We start from the raw sequence: 24,665 nt of genomic DNA, 5'->3' as shown, positions 1-24,665 counted from the left end.
CGTGGGCACGCGAACGAGCCCCGGACCCTGTCGTTCCGGGGCTCGCGGGCTCATCAGGGGCGGCGCCGCATGTCGACCTGCAGATGCTCGACGTTCGTGAACGGACCTCTTCCTGGGAGCCGGAGGACGTCAGCCGCGGACGATGTTCTCGGCCTGGGGGCCCTTCTGTCCCTGGGTGACGTCGAACGTGACCTTCTCGCCCTCGACCAGCTCGCGGTACCCGTTGCCGGAAATGTTCGAGTAGTGGGCGAAGACGTCCGGTCCGCCGCCGTCCTGGGCGATGAAACCGAAGCCCTTCTCGGAGTTGAACCACTTCACAGTGCCGCTGGCCATACGCATCCTTCGATCTCGCCGGGGCACCCCGGCCGGGGTGAGTTGCGGGGTTCTTCCACGGTGGGAAGTCACCCGGCTTCCGGCCTACCCCGGTCAGGGCTCCGCCAATCGATCACCGTCCAGGATTCGGAAGCAGTCTGATCCGGTGGCCGACCGGCCCGATCACCGGGCCCCGAGCCGTCCAACACAGACCGGGCAGCCGGCCAGACCCAACCCGCAGTTCCGGGCAGTCGGCATCCGCCGGGACAGCACGGCCTCCGCCTGGGACACCGGAAGCACCGATCCTCCCCCGGAGTACTGGCATTCCCATAGCGTGGTGGCATGACGACTGAGAACGCATGCCGTGACCTCACCGCTCTCTGCAAGGCCGCGGACAGCGGCTACCTCCTGCAGGTGGTGGGGGACGGCAGCTCTGCACCCCTTGCCGAGAAGGCCCTTTCGCACTGGCCGGACTGGCCTGCGTTCCCGATCGAGGCCGCCCATGCGGCGGGGTGCGAACTCATCATGCTTGGCTACATGCTCTGGCCTGACACTGTCACCCCCGACTCGCTGATCGGCTGGCGTGCTGTACCGGATCAGCAGGCGTGGTCAGCGAAGGTCGGCACCCTCGCCCAGCTGCAGGCTGCCGGCATCTGACAGCGGGCGGCATCGCCCTCAGCACAGGGTGCAGAAGAGCTGGCCGGTCCGCCGCGCCCGTCGGCACCGGCGGGCGCACCGAGGGCCTGCGGCGACAGAGGGCACCGACGGGGGTGGCACCTCGTCAAAAGCAGGCCGCGACGGTGGAGTGCAGCGCCCCTGGGGGTCCGCTGCTACCGGGTGTGGGACGTGCGTCTCCGTATCCGGAGGAGTTCAGGAAGGACGCCGTCGCGCTGTACCGCGCCGCGGGCGGGAAGCGGACGTACGCGGCGCTGGCCGCAGATCTTGGGATCACCGCGGAGTCGTTGCGGACGTGGGTGTGCAAGGACGAGCGGCAGGGGCGCTCTCAGTCGGTCACGGTCACGGCGACCAGCGGGTCAGAGGAGGACGAGGACCGCGATCAGAGCGAGCAGGGTGATCAGGCTGGTTGCTGTGATCAGACCGAACCGTGCGGGGGTGTAGACGTCGGCGTCCAGTTGCTGTCCGACGGAGCGGTATCGGACCGTGCCGTAGGCGGTGATGAGGAGTCCTGCGAGGAGCAGGATGCCGCCGGAGACCACCGCGTGCAGTCCGCGGTGCGGGGCGAATTTCGCGATCGCCACGCCCAGGGCCGCCATGCTGATGCCGGTGCGCAGCCAGGCGAGGTAGGTGCGTTCGTTGGCCAGGTGGTCCCGGGCGCGGCTGCCGGTGTTCGGCGTGGCACCTGGGGGGAGTCCGGCGTGCATGTGTCCCTCCGGGTGCTGTGGCCGGCCGGTCAGTCCGTGCGGCGGATCGGCGGTGGTGTCCAGGTGCCGGTGAGGGCCGGCTCGTCGGGCCAGTACAGGCGCAGGATGACGTTGAAGCTGTCGGGAGGCGCGGGCAGCCAGTTGCTCTCCCGGTCCGGGCCGGGGCTGGCGGCCTGGATGTGGATGTCCAGGGATCCGTCGGGGTTCGGTTTCATTGCGCTGCGGTCGCCGATCGCGTATCGGTCCAGCGGATTGTCGACGAACAGTTGCCGGTCGTTCATCATCGTCAGTGACCAAAAGCCCTTGGCCGGGGGCGTCTGCCCTGCGTCGAAGTGCAGGACGTAGGAGTGTGCGCCGTTCAGGGGCTTTCCGTCCGCGTCCGTGGTGGCGTGCGGGTAGAGGGCGTCCGCATCGAGATTGGCGCCGTAGCCGAACTTGGCGATCACGGCGCGTTTGCCGTAATCGGTTCCGTAGTCGCCGAGGCCGCGGTGGACGGTCCATGTGCTGGTGTCCGCGCCGTGGGATTCAGCGCGGCCCATCATGGTGCGCAGCGTCTCCGGGCCCTGGGCAGCACTCGCGTCCAGAGCGGCGACCACCTCGGACGGCAGCTCGTCCAGGCTTGCGCCGGGGGCGACACCGACCGTGGCGACCCGCTCCAGGAACGCGGCGTCGGCCGCATTCGGCGGGTTGGCGGTCATGAGCTGGTTGAGTCGGCTGAAGTACTGCCTGCCGCTCAGGGATTCGACCTTGTCCACGGGCGGCGTTGTGGTGTCGACGCCGGAAGGGACGGGGACGTCCGTGGGTGGGGTGTAGTCCCCGGGATCACCGGTCCACTGGGACAGCGGGATGAGCCGGGTCTGGTCCTGGAGACGGTGGACGTCCGGAAAGTCCGCCGGACCGCTGGTCGCATACCTGGCGACGATCCAGTTCAGGGCGGTGGGTGATTTCAGCAGCGTCAGCCCTGGCGGAGCCGGCTCGGACCAGGCCGGCCCTACGATCAGGAACGGGCCGGCCGTCGAACCATTCTGGCGTCTGCCCGGGACTGCGAAGACGTCGGACCAGGCGGTGAGGATGGGAACCATCCAGAACCGGTCACCGAAGTCCGGCAAGGTCAGCACCAGCGGTTCTTCCGACAGGTCCAGCCAGGCACTGGAGTAGAGGGTGTCGGCGTTCGGGGAGACGACCTCGGTGAATGAGGCGTCCGGCGTCCGGCGCAGGTAGACGAACTGATTGACCGGAGCCGCGCGCCGGTCGTCGTCGCGGGCCGGGATCGCCGTCATCGCTTCCTCGGTGGCTGCCGCCGTCAGCAGCGGATACCCGAAGACCCACGCTTCTGTCGCCAGCTGTTCGAGTGACTGGTCCGTCATAGGGGCTTCTCCTCGGCATCGAAGAACCCCCACTCCAAGCTAGCTTTCCCGCTACCCACCCGCATCACGGAGCCGCTGCCCGCCGGCAACCGGCCCGGTGGGACGCGTCGGGGCAGAGTGCCAGCGTGATCCGGGTGACTTGCCGTAGCCGCCTGCCGACCGCGTGGACGGGTGCAGCGCCAGGGCGATCGCGGCGGGGGGCTGATGCCCGGCCGCTACCTGATGACCGGTTTCCTCTGTCTGTCTGCCAGCTTCAGTAGCTCTGTGACCGGCACCCACAATTCCTGCGATGTGTGCCGTCAACGGCACCCGGAACACCGGGTCCATGGCCAGCCGGGGAGTGCGTTCCTTGGCCTTCTCGGTCTTCGGCGAGCGGTTGTGCTCGATGGGCCTGCCCGGCACGGTCGTCCGCCGGGTACGAGCCGGGCTCGCCCTCGCTGCCAGGAGCTCGCGCTCGATCCGGTCGGCATCCTGGTGCCGCATCCGGGTGCGGCCTTCCCCCAGGAGCAGCGCTGCTGCCGCTCGCTCACCACGCCTCCCGGCCGCCAGGCGACTGCGGCAAGGCACCGGCCCTTCCAGACGCCGGGCGGGACACCGGCCTCGTCCTGGACGGCGCGCAGCGGCGCGGTGCCATGTCGATGCGGGAGCCCCAGCACAAGCACGGCGTCACCTGGCGGACGGTTCGCAAAGCACTGGATTCGCCCTGGCCTGTGCCGCGGAAGAAGCTGCCGACCCGGGCCAGGCCGCCGCTCTGGACCCGACGGCATCCTCCGAGCTGATCTCGACGCTCCGCGCAAGCAGCGGCACACCGTCACCCGCATTTTCACCGCCTGGTCGACGGGCAGGGAGCGGACGTCTCCTACAGGGATGGTCCCCTTCTACGTTGCCGCCCGAAAGCCGGAGATCCTGGTCGAGTCTGGCAAGACCCCGCTGGAGGCCTTCGTCCCGCAGACCCACCAGCCCGGGCACGAGGCGGAAGTTGACGGCAGAATGTCCGGAGCACGCCCGGCAGTTGGCTCCGGGGGTCGGTCAAAGGCGCAGAAGCCGACGGGCGTTGCCGGAGGCGATCTTCTGCTTGTCGGTATCCGGCAGGCGGGTCCGTTCGAGGGCGGTGACGGCCGCACCTGTCCTCTCGTAGGGGTAGTCGACGGCGAACAGCACGCTGTCCGCACCGAGCACGTGCACGAGCGCTTCGATCGCGGCCGGGGACAACACACCGCTGGTCGTGGCGAGCACGTTCGTCCCGAAGTACTCGGACGGCTTGCGCCGCAGCGGGTGCGGCACGGTGAGGGTCGCGTAGCGCGAGTCGAAGCGGGAGAGCTGGAAGGGGAGGAACTCGCCGGCGTGCCCGAGGATCATCGTCGCCTCCGGATGCCGGTCGAACACCCCTGACATGATCACGCGCATGGCGTGCCCGCCGGTGGCGGCCTGCCAGCTCCACAACGCGCCGTCCAGCTCGGGATGGGCGTCGAGGACGTGCCAGCGGTCCGCGGGCGGCATGCCGGGGTGCAGGTACAGCGGTACACCGAGTTCGCTCAGCGCGGCCCAGACCGGGTCGAACGCGGGGTCGTCGAGGTACCGGCCCTGGATGTGGTCGTTGACGAGCGCTCCCTTGAACCCGAGGCGTTCGACGGTCCGGCGCAGCTCCGTGACGGCGGCGGCCGGGTCCTGGAGCGGGAGCGCCGCGAAGGCGGCGAACCGGCCGGGGTGGGCGTCGACGATCTCGGCGAGGTTGTCGTTGACGTACCGGGCGTTGTCCACCGCGCGGGCCGGATCGGCTTCCGCTTCGATGCCCGGGACGGTGAGGGAGAGCACCTGCACGGCGATGCCGTTGGCGTCCATGTCGGGCAGCCGCAACCGCGTGACGTCGGGCAGCCGGGCGGCCATGTCCGCGAGGAAGGCCGGTTCGATGTTGTCCGGCATCGGCGACGGCGGCCGTCGGTCCGCCAGGCCGGGGATCGCGATGGCCTCCTCGACGGCGATGTACCCGCGCATCAGACGCGTCCCGCCGGGACGAGGGTCCCCGCTGCGCGGGTCGGCCGCTCGGCCTCGTCGAGCATCGGCGCCGCGACGGTGGCACGGGAGGCGTGCGGCGGCAGGACGGACTCCGTGTAGTCCTGCAACGGGGTGTTGCGGCGCCCGGTGCAGACGCCGCCGGCCCACAGGCCGGGGGCGTCCGTCAGGTCCGGGAACGCGGCGGGGGCGGTGACATCGGCCCGGCGGATCTCGACGGTCGGCTGCCCGGACGCCGGGCGGGTCTCCGGCCGGCGGTCCAGTTCTACGACCTCGTGCCCGCGCTGGCGGGCCTGCTCGACGACGAGGCGGCCGACCCTGCCGGTCGCCCCGAGTGCGGCGATGCGCATGCTTCCTCCCGATTGACTGAACACTTGTTGGTTATGTAAGTGAACATGTGTTGGTAATTGTTGTCAAGGCAGGGGGGAGGCGAGGGAGTTGGAGGCGGGCGCGGGGCCGGCGGTACAGTGAACGACTGTTGCCGGACACCGGGAGTACGCCTGTGAGCAGCGAAGAGGCCGTCCCCCGCAGACGCCGACGGAACCCACGGGGACAGGGGCAGGTCCTCAAGGCCGAACTGGTGGAGGCCGCCGACCGGCTGCTGGCCACCCTCGAACGGCCCGAGACGCTCACCCTCCGGCAGGTCGCACGCGAGGTCGGCGTCGCCCCCGCGAGCATCTACGGGCACTTCCCGGACCTCGGCGCGCTCGTCCAGCACGTGCTGCGGCTGCGCTACGACGAACTCGCGGCGGTCATGCGCACGGCCGCGGACGGCGCCGAGGGGCCCCTGGCCGATTTGGTGGCCCGGTGCGCCGCCTACGTGCACTGGGGAGTCGGTCACCCCGGGCAGTACCGCACGCTCTTCGGCGGCGGGATGCCCGCCGAGCTGGTGCCGACGAACGCACACGGCGCGGGAGAGGAACTGCTCGGATCCGTCGTCGCTTCGCTGGCCGGCGCCCGGCAGGACCAGCCGGAACACCAGGACCGTAACGAGCACCAGGACCGTCAGGAACACCAGGACCGTCACGAGCACGAGGACCGTCGCGGCCCTGAGCAGGAGTGGCAGGCCGGCCTGCTGCTCTGGACCGCCCTGCACGGCCTGGTCGCGCTGTACAACGCGCACGGGAGCATGCCCTGGCCCGACCTCACCGACCTCATCGCGCAGACCCTCGCCCTGCACACCGGAAGGCCCGTCGACGAGATCGTGGAGCTCGCCCGGACGGCGGACGGCCCGACGTGAGCGGCTCACGCCAACAGCGCCGCACGGTCTCGATCGACCCTGGGCCCAGCGGATGGGCCCGTGCCAGGTGGTGCCCACGACCGTCCCGCCCGAGGTGACGCGGCCGCCCTCCCAGCGTCGTCCTCCTCCGGCTCCGGCGCGTCCGGGTCGCGCAGCGGACCCCGCACTGCCCCCGGATCTGACGAGCTACCAGTAGTTTCTGAGGTCAGTACGGTTTGAAGTCGGGGTAGTAGGCCGCTGCTGCGGTGGCGGTGTCGACGTTCCGCGGGAAGAGCGCGGCTTCGTAGGCGCGGATGGCCGCGTCGATGTCGTCGAGCTGTTCGGCGATGGCGTTGCCGAGCCGGCCGGCGTCGAAGAGCGCCCAGTTCGCTCCTTCCCCGTCCGGCGGTGCCAGGTGGGCCGCGTCTCCGATGAGGGTGACCCCAGGTATGTGCTGCCAGCGGTGCCCGATCGGCAGCCCGTACAAGGGGCGGAAAATCGGCGGGATGTCGCTGTCGGCGACCAGCGCGACGAGTTCCGGCGCCCACCCGTCGAACATCGCCGCGATCGTGCGGGCGGCGGCGGGGCCGTCGTTGAAGTCGATGTCGTCGAACCAGTCGAGCGGCTGGTCGAACATGGCGTAGGAGTGCAGAGTGTCCGCGCGCTCGCGCTGCACGCCGAGACCGATGCGGGTGGTTTCGTCGTAGGCGGTCATCGACCCGCCGCCGACCAGTGCCAGGGTGGCAGGGTGGCGGGTGCCGCTCTCATACAGGTACGTCTCGACCATCGAGCGTCCGGCGTAGACGGGCGTGGCATCGGAGAGCAGCGGCCGGACTTTCGACCAGGCGCCGTCGGCACCGACGAGGATGTCGGTGACGATCGCCGATCCGTTGGCGAAGGTCACTTGGTGACGACCGTCTTCAAGGGTCCGGACCTTCTGGGTCTTGTGACCCCAGACGACCCTGTCGGCGGGGAGGGATTCCAGCAGCAGCTGCCGGAGTTCGCCACGCTGCACCTCGGGGCGGCCTCCGGCGGGGTCGTCGGGTTGGTCCGCCAGGACGGTACCGTCCGGTGCCACGTCGCGGGATGCCTGGCGGCCTTCGAGAACGAGTGATCGGAAGCCTTCCATCAGGCCGGCGGCATGGATCCCGTGCTGCCCGTTGTAGTCGTGGATGTCGAGCATGCCGCCTTGGCCCCGGGCCTGAGCAGACGCCTCCGCTTCGTACACGGTGGACGGGATTCCGTGAACCGCCAGGGTCCGTGCCAGTGTCAGTCCCGCCAGACCGGCACCGATGATCGTGATCTGAGTCATGCGTATGTTCCTTGCTGCTGGTGGACGAACCGGCGGTCCTGCCCGCGGAGGTCCCCGGCCGCCGCACGGAGGAGCAGGGTCCGGGTCAGGGGGTGCCGGGTGGGTCGATCCGGGATGCGAGCTGTTCCAGGAGGCCGTGGAGCTGCGCCTTCCCCGCGGCGCCCAGCGGCGCGAGAATCGACTCCTCGACACGGTCCATGGCCTCTTCGAAACCCTGGATCAGTTCGGAGCCCGCTGGGGTGACATGCACGCGGCGGCTGCGCGTGTCACCCTCCTGCGTCTGGCGTTCCACGAGTCCGCGCCGCTCGAGCCCGGCCAGGAGCCGCGAGACGCTCGGCGCACTGGTGCGCATGGCTCGAGCGACGTCACGCTGGATGGCATCCCGGTTCTTGGACAGGTACGCCAGGACGGCGCTCTGCTCGTGCGTGAGGCCGCGTTCCCGGATCCAGTCATCGGCGATGCGTCGCTGCCGCCACACGACCCACCGCATCAGCTCCAACGTGCTCTCCCGCTTCAGCCCACTCATAGTTAACACAGTAACTGTTGCCTCGTTAACAATCAAGCTTCCTTGAGCTGCGCCCCCCATCTGCATGACACGTCCGCGGCTCGCGCCGAACCTCCTCATCACAAGTGCGCCCACCTCCAGCGTGAGGCCGGGCGGGCGGTGCACAAGGCACTGCTGGGCCAGGCACCCCAGGCGTGGGAGATCAGCTGCGAACTCATCGGCGGGCTGCAGGGCGAGGACGTCGCCGCCGGGGTTCCCCAGCGCGGCCGCCGGCGTCTGCTCCCCCGCGTGTCCCAGCCTCCGCCGCACTGCCACTTCCGCGCCGTGTTCCTGGAGCTGCTCCGGGTGGTGACGACGACGGGCACCGCATGGCTGCAGTCCGAGCCGTGATCCCCAGGTGGATGCTCTGGTACGGCCCGGCGCCCAGTAACGGCGGTCGCCCTCCTCCAGGAGGTCTGCGGCGGAGCGGTGCGCGGCGAGGCCGACGTCCTCGGCATGACCCTGGGGACCGGTGTCGGCGACACTCTGTGGACCAACGGCGCCCTGTACGCGAGCCCGCACGGCGCGGCAGGCGAGATCGGGCACTGAGGGCGACGACGTAGGACCAGGCCCGCCTCGGGCCTCGGCCCGCGGTCTGCGGCCCGAGGCCGCCGAGACCCCCGGGGGCTGCGGCCTTCCCGACCGCCCCCCTGACGGATCGTCTGGCGAGAGCCGAGGCGGTCAGTACCTCGGAGACCTTCGAGGAAGGTTCCGCGCGGCCGTCTCGGGCGGGCCGTCCGTGGTGGCCGGACCGGCCCGGCCGGATCACCTGACCGCCGGCCAGTGACCGGACGAGAGGCACCGGACGGGCGGACGTCCACGGACCGCACGTTGCCGTTTCCGGCACCGACAACACCCCACCCGGTCACGCGAGGTGTCCCGCGCAACGGCCCCAACCGCTCTTCGCCCTCGCGTCAAGATCAGGTACCGCGCACGCCGCCGATTCTTATCCAATTCTCACCCTGGTTATGATCATCGCAAGTATCGGCTTCCGCGCCCATTGCACGAGATGTGCGCGCAGAAGCCGACTTAGGCATGTTTGAGGAGCAGAACAAGTGCATGGAAGCTTGCGTGCCCGCACGCTGGGCATCGCGACGCTGACCTCGGCCGCCGTGCTGATGGCGGCCCCGTACACGGCGGTTGCCGTGGAACGGCCGTCCGCCCCGGCAGCGGTCGAGGTACCGAAGAGCAAGCCGGTCACCGAGGCCGCCACCGCGGAAGCGGCTCTGGCCGCCGCGAAGGCCTTCGACCGGCGCGTCGAGGTGCTGGACCAGCGCACCGGGACGACCACCACCTACGCCAACCCCGACGGGACCCTGACGACCCTCCAGTCGGCCGGCCCCATCCGGATGATCAAGAACGGCAAGTGGGTCGACGTCGACGTCGACCTGAAGCGCGACGGCGACGGCACCGTCAGCTCGCACGCGCACCCGGAGAACCTGAGGCTCGCCGGCCCCGGCGGCACCCGCGCCGCCTCAGTCGCGCAGGCCGCGCAGGCCCCGGACTCGGCCGCCCGCGACCTGGTCACCCTCGGCTCTGGCCGGCAGCGGCTGTCCGTGCAGTGGAAGGGCGGCCTGCCCGCCCCCGTCCTGGACGGCAACCGCGCCACCTACCGCGACGCGGCACCCGGCGCCGACCTCGTGGTGGACGCCACCCGCGGCGGCTTCGAGCAGTACCTGACGCTGAAGAAGCGCCACCAGGACGGCGCCCCGCTGGTGCTGCCGCTCAAGGCCGAAGGGCTCAAGGCCGAGGCACAGGACGACGGTTCGATCCTGTTCACCGACAGGACGAGCGGCGAGCGTGTCTCCACCGTTCCGGCCCCCACCATGTGGGACGCCTCGGTGGACGAGCGCTCCGGCGAACACACCAACCGCCGCCCCGTCCCGCTGAAGGTCGTCCAGAACGGCGACGACGTGGAGCTGCGCCTGACCCCCGACCCGAAGTGGCTGGCCGATCCCCGGACGCGGTACCCGGTCACGATCGATCCGGCCGCCGACGTCCTCGACGTGCTGTTCGACACCTGGGTGCAGGGCGGTGAGACCGCCGACCAGTCCGCGTCCACAGACCTGAAGATCGGCTGGCCGGGCGACAGCGCGGGCACCACCAAGCGGGTGGCGCGCTCCTTCCTCACCTTCCGTACCTCGCCGTTCGCCGACGCGCTGGTCACCGACGCGAAGCTGAAGCTGTACAACTACCACTCCTGGTCCTGCCAGGCGCGCGGCTGGGAGGTGTGGGCCACGGACGCCGCCTCCACCGGCACCCGGTGGACCAGCCAGCCGCAGTGGAAGGAGAAGTTCGCCACCTCCACCGAGACCCGGTCCACCACGTGCGGCAACGACGGCTACGTCAGCGCGGACGTCACCGAACTGGCGAAGGTCTGGGCGAGCGCCAAGGCCGACACCGGCTCGATCGGCCTGCGCGCCACCGACGAGGCGGACACCTACGGCTGGAAGCGCTTCTACTCCGGTGACGCCGCCGAGGACCGCATACCGCAGCTGGAGGTGACGTACAACTACCGTCCGCGCAACGGCGTCAACCTCCAGGCCGGTCCGCCGTTCGTCAGTGACGGCGGCGTCTACAAGGTGCCCACCACCACCCCGACGCTGCGCTTCTCCACCGAGGACGCCAACCCCGACGACCAGGTCCGCGGCACCTTCGAGATCACCGACCTCGCCACCGGGCAGGTCGTGACCACCCTCAACTCCGCGTTCGTGCCCGCCAGCACGACCGCCCAGGTGACGGTGCCGGCCGGCAAGCTGCTGAACGGCCACACCTACAGCTTCCGCACCACGACCTTCGACGGAACGCACTGGGCGAACGGCTGGTCCGCTCCGGCCACGTTCCACGTGGACACCGCCTGGACGATGGACGCGGCCACCCGGACCCTCGGTTACGCCAACGCCGCCTCCGAGGCCGCCGACGTCACGGCCGCCACCACGAGCGACAGCACCTACGCGGCGATCGCGACGACGGACGAGAACACCATCGGCGTGCCGTGGCAGGCCTCCGGCACCATCGACATCGCCGACGGCAACGGCGGCTACGCCTCTCTGGGCCTGCCCGGCGGCACCGCCAAGGGCGTCCCGGTGGGCGGCACGGTCGTCTACACCGACCCGGCGCAGGACGTGGACACCGTCACCCAGCCCACCGCCGAAGGCGGCGTCCGCACCCTCCAGGTGATCAAGAACGCCGGCGCGCCGCACTCCTACCGGACCGCTCTCCAGCTGCCGAAGGACGTCGACATCGTCACGCACGAGGACGGCAGCGTCTCCGTCCTCGACGGCGCCGTCCCCACCGGCACGGTCTCCGTCCTCGCCGGCGCGAACGGCAATTACCTGTCCGCCCGGGTGAACGACGCCGGCGACCAGGCGGGCAAGGTCCGCGCCTCGGCCACCGCCGACAGCACCTGGGAGAAGTTCACCCTGGTCGCCGACCCCGACGGCACCTACGCCCTGAAGTCGGTGGCGAACGGCAAGTACGTCAGCGTCGAGACCGGCTACACCGGCATCCGCCAGGGCATGCTGCGCGCCCGCGCCGACGCGGTCGGCACGGGTGAGAAGTTCACCCTGGTCAGGCAGCAGGACGGTGCCTACGCGCTCAAGGCGTCGGCCAACGGCAAGTTCGTGACCGTGGAGACGTCCGCCACCGGCTCTGACGCGGCGCTGGTCCGCGCGGCGGCGGGCGCCGTGACGGACGCGCAGGTCTTCACCGTCGTCCCGGACCAGCCCCGCGAGCAGATCGGCTTCTTCGAGGCTCCCTGGGCCAAGGACGCGGCCGGCAACGACGTACCGACCCGCTACGAGGTCAAGGACGGCTACCTCGTGCAGACCGTCGACTTCACCGCCGCCACCGCCTTCCCGGTCGTCATCGACCCGGGGTTCTGGTCCACGGCGTGGAAGGTGACCAAGTGCGCCGCGTCGGTCGCCAGCTTCATCTACGGCTTCACACCGCAGGGTTCGAGCAAGAAGGTCATCACGGCCGTACGGCTGGTGAAGAAGGTCGGCTTCCGCAAGACGGCGAACATCATCCGCACCTACCTCAAGCGGCACAAGCTGACCACGGACGGGCGCAAGATCGTCGCCGGCATCCTCGGCATCAACTCGATCAAGAGCAACTGCAAGTTCTAGCCCGGAAGGAGGGCTCACGATGTGGATCGCCGGGATCGCGGTCACCGCGCAACTGGCGCTGATCGCGGCCTATCTGGTGGTGCGCGGCCGCCGCTCGGCGGCGCAGCGCGCCGACACGGTGCGGTGGCCGCGGCTGGGCGAGCGGATGTCGTACGGCTCCCTGATCGCCGCGGCGGCGGGGCTCCTGGCCGGTCATCTGGCCGTCCGGCCGCACAGCGACCCGCTGTTCCTCGGCCTGGCCGGTCTGCTGCTGCCCACCCTGGCGGCCCAGGCGCTCGCCGCTCTCGTCCCGGCCCGCGCTCTCGCGCCGGCCGTGGCGCTGGCGGGCGGCCTGGCCGCGGGGATCGCGACCGTGCCGTGACCCGGTGAAACCCCGGTGAGGAGAACGGGCCGGGACGGCGAGCACCGCATCGCCGTCCCGGCCCGACGCGTTTCCCGGCCGCCGCCCGGACGCCCAGCGCCCGGACGCCCAGCGCGCCTCGGGCGTCGGGCGTCGGGCGTCGGCTTCCTCCAGGTGCTGACCGAGGGCGACCGGAAGTTCCTCATCCGCACCGGCCAAGAGGTCACCTCGCGAGAGGAAATCGCAGCTCGGTGAGCACCAAGCCGTCCTGTGGCGGGGGCGTTCCGGAGGAGGTGCGAACAACCGTGGGACGCGAGTCCGGGCGAAAAGTCAACTTTGATCAGTTGCTCCTCGGGGGCCTAGATTCGCAAACCGGCCCACCCCCACAGGAGGAACCATGGCACGCCCTGACCGTCCGACAGCCCTCGTCACCGGCGGCAGCCGGGGCATCGGCGCCGCCACCTCCCTGCGGCTCGCTTCCGCAGGGTTCCGCGTGGCGGTGAACTACTTCTCGAACCGCTCCGCGGCCGACGAGGTCGTCGCGAGGATCGAGGCGGACGGCGGCAGCGCCTTCGCCCTCCGGGGAGACGTACGCGACGAACAACAGGCCGCCCGGATGATCGAGCAGGCGGCAGTCGACGACCGCCTCGATGTCCTGGTGTGCAACGCGGCCGCAGCCGCCTTCACGCCCACACCGGTGAGTGCGTTGTCCTGGTCCGACTTCCGTACGAAAGTGACGGACGAACTGGCCGGCGCCTACATCCTGGCGCAGCGCGCGCTGGTTCTGATGGAGAAGCAGGGGCAGGGGAACATCGTCTTCGTCTCCAGCACGGTGGCCGACGGTCCGCCCGCCCCCGGGATGACCGCCCACGGAACTGCCAAGGCCGCCCTGAACACCTTCGCCCGGTTCCTGGCGTGCGAGGCCGGCCCCCGGGGTGTCCGTGTCAACGTGGTCGCTCCGGGCTTCGTACGCACCGAGGCCAGCGCCCACATGCCGCAGGCGGTCCAGCAGCGACTGGCGGACCGGGCGCCGCTCGGGCGCGTCGCGGAGGCGGATGACGTCGCGAGGGCCATCACGATGCTGGTGGGCGACGACGCCCGGTTCGTGACCGGGGCGGTGGTGCCGGTCGACGGCGGGACGAGCGTGTCCCGCATGTAGACCGTGCTCGGGGTGGCTGCGGCGGTGGCTCTCCCGTGGAGTCCTGGAGCACCTTCACGCCCGCGCTCCACGCCCGGAACCGTCTGGAACGGCGGTTCCGGGCACGAGCCGAACGGGGACTGCAAATCGTTCGGTGCAACTCCCGATCATGGCCGGTCAGCTCGCGGCGTCCGGTGCGTGCGATCGCAAGGCGCCGGAAGGTCCTTGTAGCGGAGCTACCAGGGCCTTCCGGCAACGCCGCGAGCGTGCGTTCCGGACGCCGAGAGCCGGGCGCCCCTTTTGTTCGCAGCTCTAAGGGCTCTCCGGGCGGACCCACGCCCGGAAAACCCGTACTACGTACTGCGCCGTACCCGTTGACTCCCGCCCGGACGCCCGTCGAAAATGCTGCCTTGACAACGTTGTCCAGTCGGGAGGCCTCGCCGTGTCGCACCACTCCGCCCAGGTAGGCCGCCGACGTTTCCTCCAACTCCTGGCTGCTACCGGCGCGTTGACCGCCATGCCAGTCGGCGCCGGAGTGGCACAGGCAGCGGCTGACGCGCCCGTCGCCGGGACGGCCACGGCCTCCGACGGCATCGCCGCCACCTACCTGCGCGTCCTCGCTCAGCACACCCGCTGGTCCGAGACCCAGTGGGACGCGGCCCGCGGCTACTACACGGACAAGGACTTCGGCTTCGCCGTCGTCCTCGGCAATGCCGTGCTGCTCACCCACGGCAGCTACGACAGCGACCTGACCGGCATCGACCGCGACACCCTGCGGACACGTACCCTCGCCACCATCCGCCACTTCGCCGCCTCCAACCGGCTCACCGGTGGCGACCAGTGGGGCCGCAGGCTCTTCTTCGACACCACCTTCCAGTCGTACTTCGTCATGGCCGCGAAGCTTCTGTGGTCCGAGCTGGACGCGACGACCCGCGGGCACGTCGACGCGCTCCTGCGCGGCCAGGCGGCCTACACCGACGGTCTCGGCACCGGCGACGACCCGGCCTCGGACTCCTGGAGCCCGCACGGGCTGACCGGCGGCTTCGAGGGCGACACCAAGCTGGAGGAGATGGGCGTCTACGCGCAGTCCCTCGCCCCCGCGCTGGCCTGGGCCGGCGACGATGCCCGGCACGCCGCGTGGAGGGAGCGCTTCGGCACCTGGTCGCGCAACGAGGCCGGGCTGCCGCCCGCCGACCTCGCCAACCCCGCGGTGGTGGACGGGGTGCCGGTCTCACGCAACACCGCGCGCAACCTCTACGACACGTTCATCGTCGAGAATCACGGCTCCTTCGGCCCGCACTACCAGGAGGAGTTGTGGCGCACCTCGGCCCGCAACTCCTCGCACTTCCTCGCCGCGGGCACTGCGCTGCCGGAGGTGCTGACGAAGCAGCCCAACGCCGCCCCGTTGTGGCGGACCCTGCTCGGCGTCATGAGCGACGCGGGCGAGCCGTTGATGCCGATGGTCAACGACCGCGAGCACCTGTACGGGCGTGACGTCATCCCGCTCGCCTTCCTCGCACGGGTGTTGGGGGACCGTGCCGCGGCCCGCGCCGAGACCGAACTCGCCGCCCGCTTGGAGGCGTACCAGCGGTACGCGCCGCGCTACCGGCTCGCGAAGTTCTCCGGCGAGCCGAAGTACGAGCCCGAGGCGCGCGCCGAGATCGCCTTGAGCTACCTGCTGCACGTGTGGACGGCCCACGCACCCGTGGAGCCCCTCTCGCGCGAGGAGTTCTTCGCGCGGGCGGCCGGGGTGACGGATTTCGGTACCGGTCCCGGGCTCGTCTCGCACCAGTCCCCCGCGGCGTGGGCGGCGGCGGTCAGCAAGCCGGGCTTCGTGAAGTTCGCCTGGCAGCCGGCGCACGACGACTGGCTGTTCAAGCTGAGCGGCGGCACCCCGATGTTCCTGCCCTCGACGGCGGGCACGGTCTCGGGCCGCGCGGTGGATACCTGGACCACGGTCCGCGACGGCTTCGACGGCAGCGCGACGCTGCTGCGGCTCGACACCGGCTGGGCCGGGTTCACGACGCTGGGGTCCGGCGCCGTCGTCTACGCGAGCAGCGGTACAGCCGCGGGCGAGGGGCACTTGGAGGTGTACAACCTCACGATGCCGGGAATGCCCGGCCTCGGCGGATCCCGCACCTTCCGCTTCGCGGAGGGCTCGGTGCGGGTGGCGGCGCAGGACGGGGCGAGCGCCCCGGCGGCCGGTGGGCGCGTCGACACGCTCGACGTGCCGCGCACCGCCGTGCGTCACCTGCGCCTGCAGGGGGTGCGACCCGATCCGGCGTACGGCTACTCCCTGTTCGCCTTCGAGGCGCGCGCGGAGGCCGGCGGCCAGGACCTCGCGCGCGGTGGCGCGGCGACGGCCTCCTCGGCGGCCCCGGGCATGGGCCCGGAGCTGGCAGTGGACGGGGACGGGGCGACCCGCTGGGCGGTGGCCACCGCGGACCGCAAGCGTGCGGACAGCTGGCTGGCGGTCGACCTCGGCGCCGCGCGGGAGGTCGGGGAGGTGACGCTGCGCTGGGAGGCCGCGGCCGGGCGCGGCTACCGCGTTCAGGGCTCGGCGGACGGGGAGCGGTGGGAGGATCTCGCCGTCTATCCCACGGCGCGGGCCCGCAGCCACGGCGGCTGGCTCGACGTGGATGGCCGCGCCGGTCTCGTGGTGCGCGGCGCGGACCACGACCATCCAGTCTCCGTCTACGACGACGCGCTCGTCCTCAGTGACGGCCCCGCCGCCCCGGTCGTGATCGAGGGGTATCCCGCTGCCTCGCCCGACCGGTTGCGGGAGCTGGCGGCGCGGAAGGCGCCGTCGGCCGAGCACGCGCGGGTGCGGGCGGCGTACGTGGAGGAGCACCTGAGTCTCTTCAATCTCTCCGGCGAGGAGGTCCGCACCCGTGTCTCGGTGCCGCAGGACGGCGCCGAGCGGTATGTCTTCGCGGGGACACAGACCGTGACCCGGGACGGGATCGTCCACGAGAGCGAGTTGCCTGCGGCGCGGGCGCTGCTGCTGGCGCCGCGGTTCACGCTCGCCCCGGTCTCGGGTCGTGCGCTGCCTGCCGGATTGCGGGTGAGTGTCGAGGACGGGGCCACGCTGCGGCTCTGGGGGGCCTCCTGCCGGGTGCGGGTGCGCGCGCAGGGCCGGACCGCGGTGGTCTCGGTGCGCTCCGGCGGGCGGCCGGCCGTGGTGCGGCTGCACGGGGCGAGGGCGTACCCGGTGAACGATCTGGCGCTGGGTCGCACGGTCTTTCCCACCAGCCCGCTGCCCGCGGGCATGTCGGACCCGTCCGCGGCAGTCGACGGGGACCCGGGCAGCTCGTGGCGGCCGGGCAAGGACGGCCGCCTCGTCGTGGACCTCGGCGCGGCGCTGCCGGTGCGGGAGATCGAGGCCGAGTGGACCGGCGGCGACATTCCCGGCCTGCGACTCGAGGGCAGTACCGACGGTATCGGTTACCGGGACTGGGGGCGCGCCTCGGGGCGCGGCCGCACCCGCGCCCTGCGCGTCCGCGCGACGGCCCGCTACGTCGCGGTGCGAGTGGAGGGCGGCGACGGGCACCGGGCGGCGCGGCTGGTACGGCTTTCGGTGCGCTGACGGACCGACCGCGCGGTGCGCTGACGCGGTCGCGCGCGTCCCGTCCTGAACAGACGCGCGGCGTCTGGGCCCCGAGCGGAGGTGTTTCGTGTGCGCTTCGGACTCCGGTCCCTCTCGGCCGTGCGCTGTCCCGGCAGGCCGATGCGCCGCGACCCGGGCGGGTGCAAGCGGACACGGCGGGTGGCACCGAGTGGCTGATGCCGGTCGACTCCAGGATCGTCCGAGTGCACCATATGCGGCCGGGGTCCGCAGAAATGGGGCGCACGACCCGGCCCCGGCCGGTCAAGACGCGGTCCGACCGGCAGGATTCACGTGGCTCGCGACGGCCAGGGCTGCGCCCGGCTGCCAGAGCATTCAGGAGGACGTGCCGCTCCCCCAGGCCCGCGCCGGGTCCGCGAGCCGGTTCGGCTGACGCCGTACCGGCGGGCGGGCCGTCGTCACTCGGCTCCTCCCCCGTCGATGCCGTCCAGTCCGCGCGCGCCGCGACGGCGGCCCGCCATGGACGCAGGGTTCTCGGCGGCAGGCCGAAGGACAACGCGCCGACCACTGCGGCAGGCAGCGAAAAGGGCATCCGTTGGTGCGGCCGCCCACTACCGGCAGTGGCATGACCACTGCCCGGCCACGGCACTACGCGCTCGCGGCCTGTGCCAGGATGCGGGCGAGTTCGCGGGGACGGGTGGTCATCGGCCAGTGCCCCGAGTCGATGTCCACGTACTCGAGGTGGGTGGCGCGGGCGAGTTCAGGGCTGTCGCCGGCGGCGATCCACTCCTTGGCCTGGGCCGGGGTGAACTCGGGGCAGACGACCACGACGGGGACGTCGAAGCGGCGCTCGTCGGTCAGGCGCACGACTCCCCTCGCGACCTGTTCGGGGACCGGGATGGCGGCGGACGCGAAGCGGTGCCGGGCCTCCTGGTCCAGGTCGGCGGAGTCTGCTCCCTCGAAGGGGCCCCAGCCGGGGAAGGGCATGGCGCCGCCCTCCATCGCGAAGTGATCGGCGTAGGCCCGCCCGTCGACGGCCGGGAAGCCGCCGACCAGGGCGACCTTGGCCACCTTCTCCGGTCGTGCGTCGGCGGCCAGCCAGGCCAGGCTCGACGCGGCAGAGTGCCCCACCACCAGAGGCTTCCCGGGCGCCGCGTCAACGGCGGCGAGCACTGCTGCGACCTGGTCGTCGAGCGTCACGGAGGTGGCGCCGTCGCCCTGGCCGGGGAGGGTGAGCGGCACGGGGCGGTGGCCGAGCGCGGTGAGTTCGGGCACGACGTCGTCCCATGCGGATCCGTCGAGCCACAGGCCGGCGATGAGCAGGATGTCCACAGTTGTTCTCCAGGAGAGGAGTCGGATCTGGGCTACCGGCACGCTATCGGGAGGCTCTGACAACGGGCTCCGGCCACCCGGCCCGGCGAACCTTCCCGGTCAAAGCACCAGTACGGCTCGGTCCGGTTCGTATGGGGGCGGGCAGGCGGTTGCCGTCCTCGCCGAGACAGGCCGCCATCGGTTCCACCGGCTTGCATCGCCCGTCCGGCAGCAGACCCCGCGCATACACCTGCCCCCTCCGTCGCTGATCCGCACGGAAAGACCCCTCGAACAACTCCGCTGCGAACGCCTCCAGTTCCTCCCCGGCCCGAAGCCATCTCCTCGATCGAGGTGTCACACCATTCCAACGACGCCCATCGCGCGGTGGACACGCCACTCACAAGCGAACCTGACCAAGCCCTACCAGCGTGGTGGCCGGGACGGTTCACCGTGATCGGGAGACGGTTCACGACACGAGCGCGGTCCGCGAGGCGAGTGGTATTACTGGTGCATGCAGGAAGAGACCGCGCGGTCCGCGATCGACACGTTCATCTCCGCGTTCAACGCCTCGGACGACAGCTATGTGACTGCGCTGCTCTCGCAGGCCCTCACCTCGGACGTGGTCTTCTGGGGACCGTTGGGCCGCAGTGAGGGGATCGAGGCGGTCGAGCGGTTCGTGCTGGACATCCGGCGCCACCCCGCGGGGACCGGCACCATGGTGCGCTGTTCGGCGGTGGACATGCCGGACGAGTGGGCCCGCTACCAGTGGGTCTTCACGACGCCGGACGGAGGCCCCCGCCTGGCGGGAACGGACGTCGTCCATCTGCGGCGGAGCCTCATCGACCAGGTCATCGTCTTCGCAGGGGAGATCGGGCCGTCCGCCGCCTGAGTCGTTCTCCTCTGACGCCGTCCTTCTCCTGAACCCGGCGCCCCGTTCGGGGCTCCGGGTCTGCCCACACGAGATCATCTTTACAACGCTTCGGACGTCCGCGCTCGACCACGAGCGAACCGATGATGCGCTGTGGCTGTGTAAGAGCTGCGGACAAAAGTGGGCCCCGGCACGCCGAGAGCACGCACCTGACGCCGCGAGGCCAGCCCTGCGGACGGGCGACGGGAATGTGACGACAGTGCCTAGTGGAAGTGGGCGGCCAGTTCGACGCGGGAGCGCACTCCGAGCCGGGTGAAGACGTTCCGAAGGTGGTATTCGACGGTTCGGATGCTGACCACGAGCACCTCGGCGATCTCCTGGTTGGTCGCGCCCTGGGCGACCAGTACGCAGATCCGCGTCTGCTGCGGCGTCAGTTCCGTGCCCGCATCGCGCCCGCGTCCGCCCGGGCAGGCAGCAGTGTCCGCACGCGCGCCGGTGGCGCGGAGTTCCGCGGTGGCCCGCTCAGCCCAGGAGGCGGCACCGAACTGCTGGAATATCTGCAGCGCTTCTCGCAGCAGCTCGCGTGCCGGACGGGGCTTGCGAGCGCGCCGCAGCCGATGGGCGTGGAACAGCTCGGTCTTGGCCAGTTCCAGTGCGGCGCCGTCTCGTTGATGGAGCTGAGCGGCCTGCCGGAACTGCTCGTCGGCAGCCGCGTCATCGCTCGCCAGCAGCGCGTGGCAGCGGTGCGCGAGGGCGAGCCGGGCGGCGCTCGTCCCGCTGGCCACCCAGGCATCGTAGGAACGGAGCGCTCCGACCGCCTTGGCTCGCCGGCCGCAGCGCACGGCGGCCTCCACGAAGTGCGGGGTGGCGAGCTGGCGGATGAGCAGGTTGGTCTGGTTGCCCACGGCGGCATGGGTCATGTCCGCAAGCCGGGTCAGCGCCTCGGCGGGCCGGTCGTCCGCGAGATCGGCGCACGCGGACGCCCAGCGGCCGAACGCGGCCGGCCGGCCCAGTCCCCGTGCCGACACCTGCTCCGTGATCGACCGCAGCCTGACCGCCGCGCCGTCCCCGTGGCCCTGCAGCGCCGACACCAGCGCGAGCACCGCCAGGTGATCCACGGCGAGGTTGCGCTGGCCCGTCTGCCGGGCCAGGCGCAATCCCTCCAGGGCCGCTTCCTCGGCTGCCGCGCAACGGTCTGTCAGCAACGCGGCGAGAGCCTGGTAGACGAGCGCGGCGGGCACCAGGGAGAGCGCCCCCTCGCGCCGGGCCCGGTCTGTTGCGGTGACCGCGAAGGCGTGAGCGCGGGCGGCGTCGCCCAGCGTGTAGGCGGCCTGCCCGGCCCACAGGGCGCAGTACGGGTCGGGGATCGCCTCGGCCAGCCGCATCACCTGCCGCAGCGTCCGGCCCGAGTCCCGGTGCCGGCCTTCGAGGGCCGCCGTCATCCCGGCGTAGTGCTCGAGGACCAGACGCGTGACGGAGGCGTCGCCGCCGTGCCGCAGGGGTGCCACGCGCCGCGCCAGTGCGAAGTACCCGGCGAAATCACCGGCAAGGCAGGCTGCCTCGCCGGCCAGCATCAGCGCGCGTGCCGCCGACTCCTGGCATTCGGACAGGAGCAGGTCGGCCGCTGCGGTCAGTTCCCGGCAGGCTTCGGCCGGCGTACCGTCGCGCAGCAGGCGTTCCCCCTCGGCCAGGCTTCGCGATGCCCGTGCCTCCTCGGGCACGCCGTGCGGCGGTACGCGGTGCAGCAGGTTGCGGGTGCGGGTGGCCTCACCGGCCAGGAAGGCGTGCCGGGCCGCCAGTGTCAGCCACCGTTCCCGGACCCCCGGCCGTGGCGCGAAGTCGGCTGCTTCCTCCAGCAGCTCCCCGGCCCTGTGGTGGGTGGCGTCGCCGACGGCCCGCTCCAGGTCCGCCGCGCTTTGCTCGGTGGTGGCGGCACCGCAGGCCAGCAGGTGCAGCGCACGGCGCATCCGGAAGCGCTCGGGGTGGAGGCATCCGGCCAGGTTCCGGTGGGCGGCGTCCTGTTCGGCCAGCGGAACCTCCGCACGCAGCGCCTGGCGCAGCAGCCTGCCCGGTACGGCCGCCGTGCCGTCGTCGGTCACCACGATCAGTTCGCTGGCCTTGGCCAGGTCGATGGCGCCAGGGTGCCATCCTGCCCGGCGGACGACCGACCGCAGCACGTCCGGGGCGAGCGGGCCGCCGACGAGCACCGCGGCGATCACCGCGCGGGCACCGTCGGGCAGTTGCCGGAAACGGCGGCCGTGGCCGGCCTGCCACCTGCTGCCCGGGGGCAGGCGGAGGGGACCGCTGCGGTCGTCGGCATAGGCGACGGCTGCCAGTTCGGTCAGTGCCAACGGGTTGCCGGCCGCGAGGCCGAGCACTTCGGCCTCGGTCGCCGGACACAGGGCCGCCCGGCCGGAGGGCGCCGCGTCCACCAGCAGGCGGCGGGCCGCCGCGTCGTCCATGGGCGGCAGTGGCAGCACGTCGATCCCGTCCAGAGCCGCGAGGGCCGGATGTCCGGTGACCGCGGTGAGCAGCAGGGCGACCGGCAGAGCCTCCGTGCGACGGGCCAGCAGCCCCAGTACGTGCAGTGAGACGCGGTCCAGCCGGTGCGCGTCATCCACGCACAACACCTGCGGCCGCCCGGCGCCGGAGGCTGCCAGCACCCGGCGCAGCGCCGAGGCCACCGCGAGAACCGCCTCCGGTGGGCACCGGCCCGCCAGGACGTCGGCCAGAATCCCCGCGTCGCTCCCGGACGGCGTCGAACGATCCGCGCCGAGTCGCAGCAGCAGACGCTGGCACCACGCCCAGGGCACCACGGTCTCCGACTCGACGCACGCGACGTGATGCACGGTGCATCCGGCCGCCGACCGCGCGGCGGCGGCCAGGAGCGCCGACCGCCCGCCGCCGGGCTCGGCCGTCACGAGTACGGCGGCACCCCGCCCGGCGTGCAACCCTGCGATCGCGTCGCGCAGCGCCCGCCGCGCCCGGGCACGCCCGTGGAGGCGGGCCGGTCCGCGGGCGACCGCTTCGCTGTCGCTGTCCATGACGGCAGTGTGGGGCGGCGTTCGCCGAAACGGAAGGGAGCCGAGGCGGAGACCGCCTTCCTCCTGACTCCGCGGAAGGGCGCCGCCGTCGAAGACTGGTGGTTCCACCGGTCCGCGGCGCGTCAGGCACTCGCACACTCCTTGCCACCGCCCCTGGTCAGGGGACAAAGGAGAAAGGAGTCACCCGTGCGACGCCTTCGTACCCTCTTGCTCGCCATGCTCTCGGCCGTGGCGCTCGCCGCCTTCGGGATGTCCAGTACCGCCGACGCGGCGACCAGCGGCCGCACCCCCGTGGTCTTCGTCCACGACTTCACCGGAAACGCCGGCAACTGGGCCGCCGCGGAAGCCGTTTTCGAGGCCGACGGCTATTCCTCCGGCGACCTGTTCGCCTACCAGTACAACTGGACGCAGTCCAACGCGACCAGCGCGGCCGGACTGGCCGCGTACGTGCGGCAGGTCCTCGCCACCACCGGCGCGCACCAGGTCGACATCGTCAACCACTCCATGGGCGGCCTGGTCAGCAACTGGTACATCCGGAAACTCGGCGGCCAGCCCTACGTCCGCCACCTCGCCTCCATCGCGGGCGCGAACCACGGCACCACCGCTGCCGGCGCCTGCCTGGTGAACGTGTCCTGCCTGGAGATGTACCCCGGCTCCGCCTTCCTGAGCACGCTCAACGCGGGCGACGAGACCCCGGGCGACACCCAGTACGCCACCTGGTACTCGCCCTGCGACGGCGTCATCATCCCCTACACCAGCACTCCGCTCATCGGCGCCGCCAACCATCTGGTCCCCTGCCAGACCCACCTCGGCTTCCTGACCGATGTACTGACCCTCCAGGCTGTGGAGCACTTCCTGAGCAGCTGAGCTGCCCGTCCCGGCTTCCTGATGGACGACCGAGCCGCCGGAAGCCGGGACCGGCGGCACCCACCGCCGTGAGCCTGCGATGTCCACCGGGATCGAGGGACTCGGGTGGAGGGGCTCGCAGAGCCACGGCCGTACCGCTCCGGCTCGCCCCCGCCAAGCCGTGCGCGGACTGGCTTCGACCACCCGCCGCCCCTTCGGCGACGTCATCGAGAGGCCGCGTCGGATCGCACAGGCGTTTGCCTCGATCGGTTGGAGTCACACGAGCCGGGCAGCCTTCGTCGCCGCCGTGTGCGGCGACGGGAACGCGGTGATCTTCGCAATCCGCGCGGGGTGCGACGTCGCGGGGCGGGCCAGGACGTCGATGGCCGAGACGGTGACGGCACCCGCCACAGCCCGCGCCTCGGTCCGGGCGCTTGTACGGGCGACGGCCGTCGACGGTCCGCGCCCCGGTGAGATGCGGGGCCTACCCGGAGTCCAAGGCCGAGGCCGAGCGGGAACCGCTCGCGCTCAAAAGCCTGGACGTACGCATCGGGCGGCTCCCCTTCGCCTCCCCATCGGCCCGGCACCAGCACCTGATGGACCAGGTGCTGGTGCTCGCCCATCCCGGGGGCGCCTTCCGCCGTGCGGCTGCGGGCACCGCCCGCAAGAGTGCCTGTCAGTAGTGCTGTGCCCGGTAGACGCCGTCGGTGCCGGCGCCGCGGCTCCAGTCGCCGAAGCTCGTGTTGCCCAGCTCGATGTTGGTGACGAAGGAACTTGCCGCGGCGAGGGTGATCCTGAACGGGGCGTCGTCCTCGTCGGCCAGGTTGTTCACGGCCAGCAGCGGAAACTCCGCCGATGCCAAGGCCTGTTCGTCGGCGATGAGGAGGAAGGGGCTGCCGGGCCGGTCCTCGTCATCACGGCCGACCCGCTCCTGCAGCTGACCGGCCGTGAAGCCCGCGTAGAGGGGGTTGTCGATGACGGTGACCGACTCGCAGTTCTCCGAGCAGCCTTCGATGGCCTGGAGCAGGCGTTGCCATCGGTCTGGCTGGTCGAAGGAGGTGCGGAGCAGGAGCGGACCGGCACTCTCCTCGATCGTGGGGGCCGCCGGTCCGGGTTCGGCTCCGGGGCGGTCCCCGGGGATGATCTGGATGAGGAAGCGGGGCCTTTTGCCGTCCGTCGAGCGGTCGGCGGCGTGGACGCGGACCAGGTAGGGGCCCGGTCCCGCGGTGGCGAGGTTCTCCTTGCGCACGGGTGCGTATCCGCTGTCGCACAGGGCG

20 protein-coding genes and 4 pseudogenes are annotated in these 24,665 nt (G+C 71.6%); 12 read left to right on the top strand and 12 right to left on the bottom strand.

The features are described 5' to 3' along the window. Nucleotides 1–129 precede the first annotated feature (129 nt). Nucleotides 130–333 carry a cold-shock protein gene (locus IG64_RS35695; protein WP_037864303.1) on the bottom strand — a complete coding sequence of 68 codons (204 nt, stop codon included), beginning with the start codon at nt 331–333 and terminating at the stop codon, nt 130–132. A gap of 321 nt (nt 334–654) precedes the next feature. Here IG64_RS35695 and IG64_RS35690 point away from each other — a divergent pair, with 321 nt between their 5' ends. Together IG64_RS35690 and IG64_RS42680 are read left to right on the top strand one after the other, a co-directional pair. Continuing rightward, the gene (locus tag IG64_RS35690) at nt 655–969 is read left to right on the top strand and encodes a hypothetical protein (RefSeq protein ID WP_037864300.1); all 315 of its coding nucleotides are present in this window, start codon (nt 655–657) and stop codon (nt 967–969) included. Nucleotides 970–1,151: 182 nt separating this feature from the next. Further along, nucleotides 1,152–1,361, top strand: a pseudogene (locus IG64_RS42680) (transposase); the annotation flags it as partial. Here the strand turns inward: IG64_RS42680 and IG64_RS35685 are convergent. The 4 genes from IG64_RS35685 to IG64_RS37800 form a co-directional block, all read right to left on the bottom strand. Continuing rightward, the gene (locus IG64_RS35685) at nt 1,347–1,694 is read right to left on the bottom strand and encodes a YidH family protein (RefSeq protein WP_037864297.1); all 348 of its coding nucleotides are present in this window, start codon (nt 1,692–1,694) and stop codon (nt 1,347–1,349) included. The pseudogene IG64_RS42680 and the gene IG64_RS35685 sit on opposite strands and share 15 nt — an antisense overlap. A gap of 29 nt (nt 1,695–1,723) precedes the next feature. After that, the gene (locus tag IG64_RS35680) at nt 1,724–3,061 is read right to left on the bottom strand and encodes a DUF1254 domain-containing protein (RefSeq protein WP_037864294.1); all 1,338 of its coding nucleotides are present in this window, start codon (nt 3,059–3,061) and stop codon (nt 1,724–1,726) included. Nucleotides 3,062–4,090: 1,029 nt separating this feature from the next. Further along, nucleotides 4,091–5,056, bottom strand: coding sequence for an amidohydrolase family protein (locus IG64_RS35675; RefSeq protein WP_037864293.1), 966 nt, complete (start codon nt 5,054–5,056; stop codon nt 4,091–4,093). After that, nucleotides 5,056–5,424, bottom strand: a complete 369-nt coding sequence (locus tag IG64_RS37800; RefSeq protein WP_051813735.1) for an NAD(P)H-binding protein — start codon at nt 5,422–5,424, stop codon at nt 5,056–5,058. Before IG64_RS37800 ends, IG64_RS35675 begins: the two co-directional genes overlap by 1 nt. Before the next feature lie 152 nt (nt 5,425–5,576). Here IG64_RS37800 and IG64_RS37795 point away from each other — a divergent pair, with 152 nt between their 5' ends. After that, nucleotides 5,577–6,314 carry a TetR/AcrR family transcriptional regulator gene (locus IG64_RS37795; protein ID WP_234438720.1) on the top strand — a complete coding sequence of 246 codons (738 nt, stop codon included), beginning with the start codon at nt 5,577–5,579 and terminating at the stop codon, nt 6,312–6,314. A gap of 205 nt (nt 6,315–6,519) precedes the next feature. Here the strand turns inward: IG64_RS37795 and IG64_RS35660 are convergent, their stop codons facing one another. Next, on the bottom strand, nt 6,520–7,605 hold the full coding sequence (locus tag IG64_RS35660) for an FAD-dependent oxidoreductase (protein ID WP_037864292.1): 1,086 nt from the start codon (nt 7,603–7,605) through the stop codon (nt 6,520–6,522). 85 nt (nt 7,606–7,690) lie between these two features. Beyond that, the gene (locus IG64_RS35655) at nt 7,691–8,131 is read right to left on the bottom strand and encodes a MarR family winged helix-turn-helix transcriptional regulator (protein ID WP_037864383.1); all 441 of its coding nucleotides are present in this window, start codon (nt 8,129–8,131) and stop codon (nt 7,691–7,693) included. A 138-nt stretch (nt 8,132–8,269) separates the two neighbouring features. Here IG64_RS35655 and IG64_RS35650 point away from each other — a divergent pair, with 138 nt between their 5' ends. The 6 genes and pseudogenes from IG64_RS35650 to IG64_RS35630 all read left to right on the top strand — a co-directional run bounded on the left by IG64_RS35650 (nt 8,270) and on the right by IG64_RS35630 (nt 17,340). Beyond that, nucleotides 8,270–8,500 (top strand): hypothetical protein, encoded by a 231-nt coding sequence (locus tag IG64_RS35650; RefSeq protein ID WP_037864289.1) that lies wholly within the window; start codon nt 8,270–8,272, stop codon nt 8,498–8,500. Nucleotides 8,501–8,551: 51 nt separating this feature from the next. Then, nucleotides 8,552–8,695: pseudogene (locus tag IG64_RS40905) on the top strand (ROK family protein); the annotation flags it as partial. 509 nt (nt 8,696–9,204) lie between these two features. Next, nucleotides 9,205–12,276, top strand: a complete 3,072-nt coding sequence (locus IG64_RS37790) for a DNRLRE domain-containing protein (RefSeq protein ID WP_158771734.1) — start codon at nt 9,205–9,207, stop codon at nt 12,274–12,276. 19 nt (nt 12,277–12,295) lie between these two features. Next, nucleotides 12,296–12,637: a hypothetical protein gene (locus IG64_RS35640; protein ID WP_037864287.1), complete on the top strand. Its 342-nt coding sequence runs from the start codon at nt 12,296–12,298 to the stop codon at nt 12,635–12,637. Nucleotides 12,638–13,013: 376 nt separating this feature from the next. Beyond that, entirely contained in the window at nt 13,014–13,775 is a 762-nt protein-coding gene (locus IG64_RS35635) for an SDR family oxidoreductase (protein ID WP_037864286.1), read from the top strand. A 421-nt stretch (nt 13,776–14,196) separates the two neighbouring features. Continuing rightward, nucleotides 14,197–17,340, top strand: coding sequence for a discoidin domain-containing protein (locus IG64_RS35630; protein WP_037864285.1), 3,144 nt, complete (start codon nt 14,197–14,199; stop codon nt 17,338–17,340). Nucleotides 17,341–17,967: 627 nt separating this feature from the next. Here IG64_RS35630 and IG64_RS35625 read toward each other — a convergent pair. Continuing rightward, on the bottom strand, nt 17,968–18,651 hold the full coding sequence (locus tag IG64_RS35625; RefSeq protein ID WP_037864284.1) for an alpha/beta fold hydrolase: 684 nt from the start codon (nt 18,649–18,651) through the stop codon (nt 17,968–17,970). A 145-nt stretch (nt 18,652–18,796) separates the two neighbouring features. Further along, nucleotides 18,797–18,988 (bottom strand): annotated as a pseudogene (locus IG64_RS42670) (IS701 family transposase); the annotation flags it as partial. Between the two features lie 153 nt (nt 18,989–19,141). Here IG64_RS42670 and IG64_RS35620 point away from each other — a divergent pair. Continuing rightward, entirely contained in the window at nt 19,142–19,519 is a 378-nt protein-coding gene (locus IG64_RS35620; RefSeq protein ID WP_037864283.1) for a nuclear transport factor 2 family protein, read from the top strand. A gap of 242 nt (nt 19,520–19,761) precedes the next feature. On the opposite strand, the gene IG64_RS35615 is transcribed toward IG64_RS35620, so the two are convergent. Next, nucleotides 19,762–22,542, bottom strand: a complete 2,781-nt coding sequence (locus IG64_RS35615; protein ID WP_037864281.1) for a helix-turn-helix transcriptional regulator — start codon at nt 22,540–22,542, stop codon at nt 19,762–19,764. Between the two features lie 186 nt (nt 22,543–22,728). Here IG64_RS35615 and IG64_RS35610 point away from each other — a divergent pair, with 186 nt between their 5' ends. Next, entirely contained in the window at nt 22,729–23,409 is a 681-nt protein-coding gene (locus IG64_RS35610; protein ID WP_037864277.1) for an esterase/lipase family protein, read from the top strand. A gap of 255 nt (nt 23,410–23,664) precedes the next feature. Here IG64_RS35610 and IG64_RS42980 read toward each other — a convergent pair whose 3' ends face one another. Beyond that, nucleotides 23,665–23,799 (bottom strand): hypothetical protein, encoded by a 135-nt coding sequence (locus tag IG64_RS42980; protein WP_267883427.1) that lies wholly within the window; start codon nt 23,797–23,799, stop codon nt 23,665–23,667. Nucleotides 23,800–23,867: 68 nt separating this feature from the next. Here IG64_RS42980 and IG64_RS40895 point away from each other — a divergent pair. Continuing rightward, nucleotides 23,868–23,954, top strand: a pseudogene (locus tag IG64_RS40895) (NAD(P)-dependent oxidoreductase); the annotation flags it as partial. A gap of 110 nt (nt 23,955–24,064) precedes the next feature. Here IG64_RS40895 and IG64_RS35600 read toward each other — a convergent pair. Beyond that, a partial coding sequence (locus IG64_RS35600) for a DUF6924 domain-containing protein (protein WP_037864271.1) occupies nt 24,065–24,665 on the bottom strand: 601 nt, incomplete at its 5' end.

This window comes from Streptomyces sp. NRRL S-340, assembly GCF_000720185.1.
Lineage (GTDB): Bacteria > Actinomycetota > Actinomycetes > Streptomycetales > Streptomycetaceae > Streptomyces.
The sequence above is the reverse complement of the archived record's forward strand: the minus strand, read 5'-3'. Positions and strand labels throughout refer to the sequence as shown.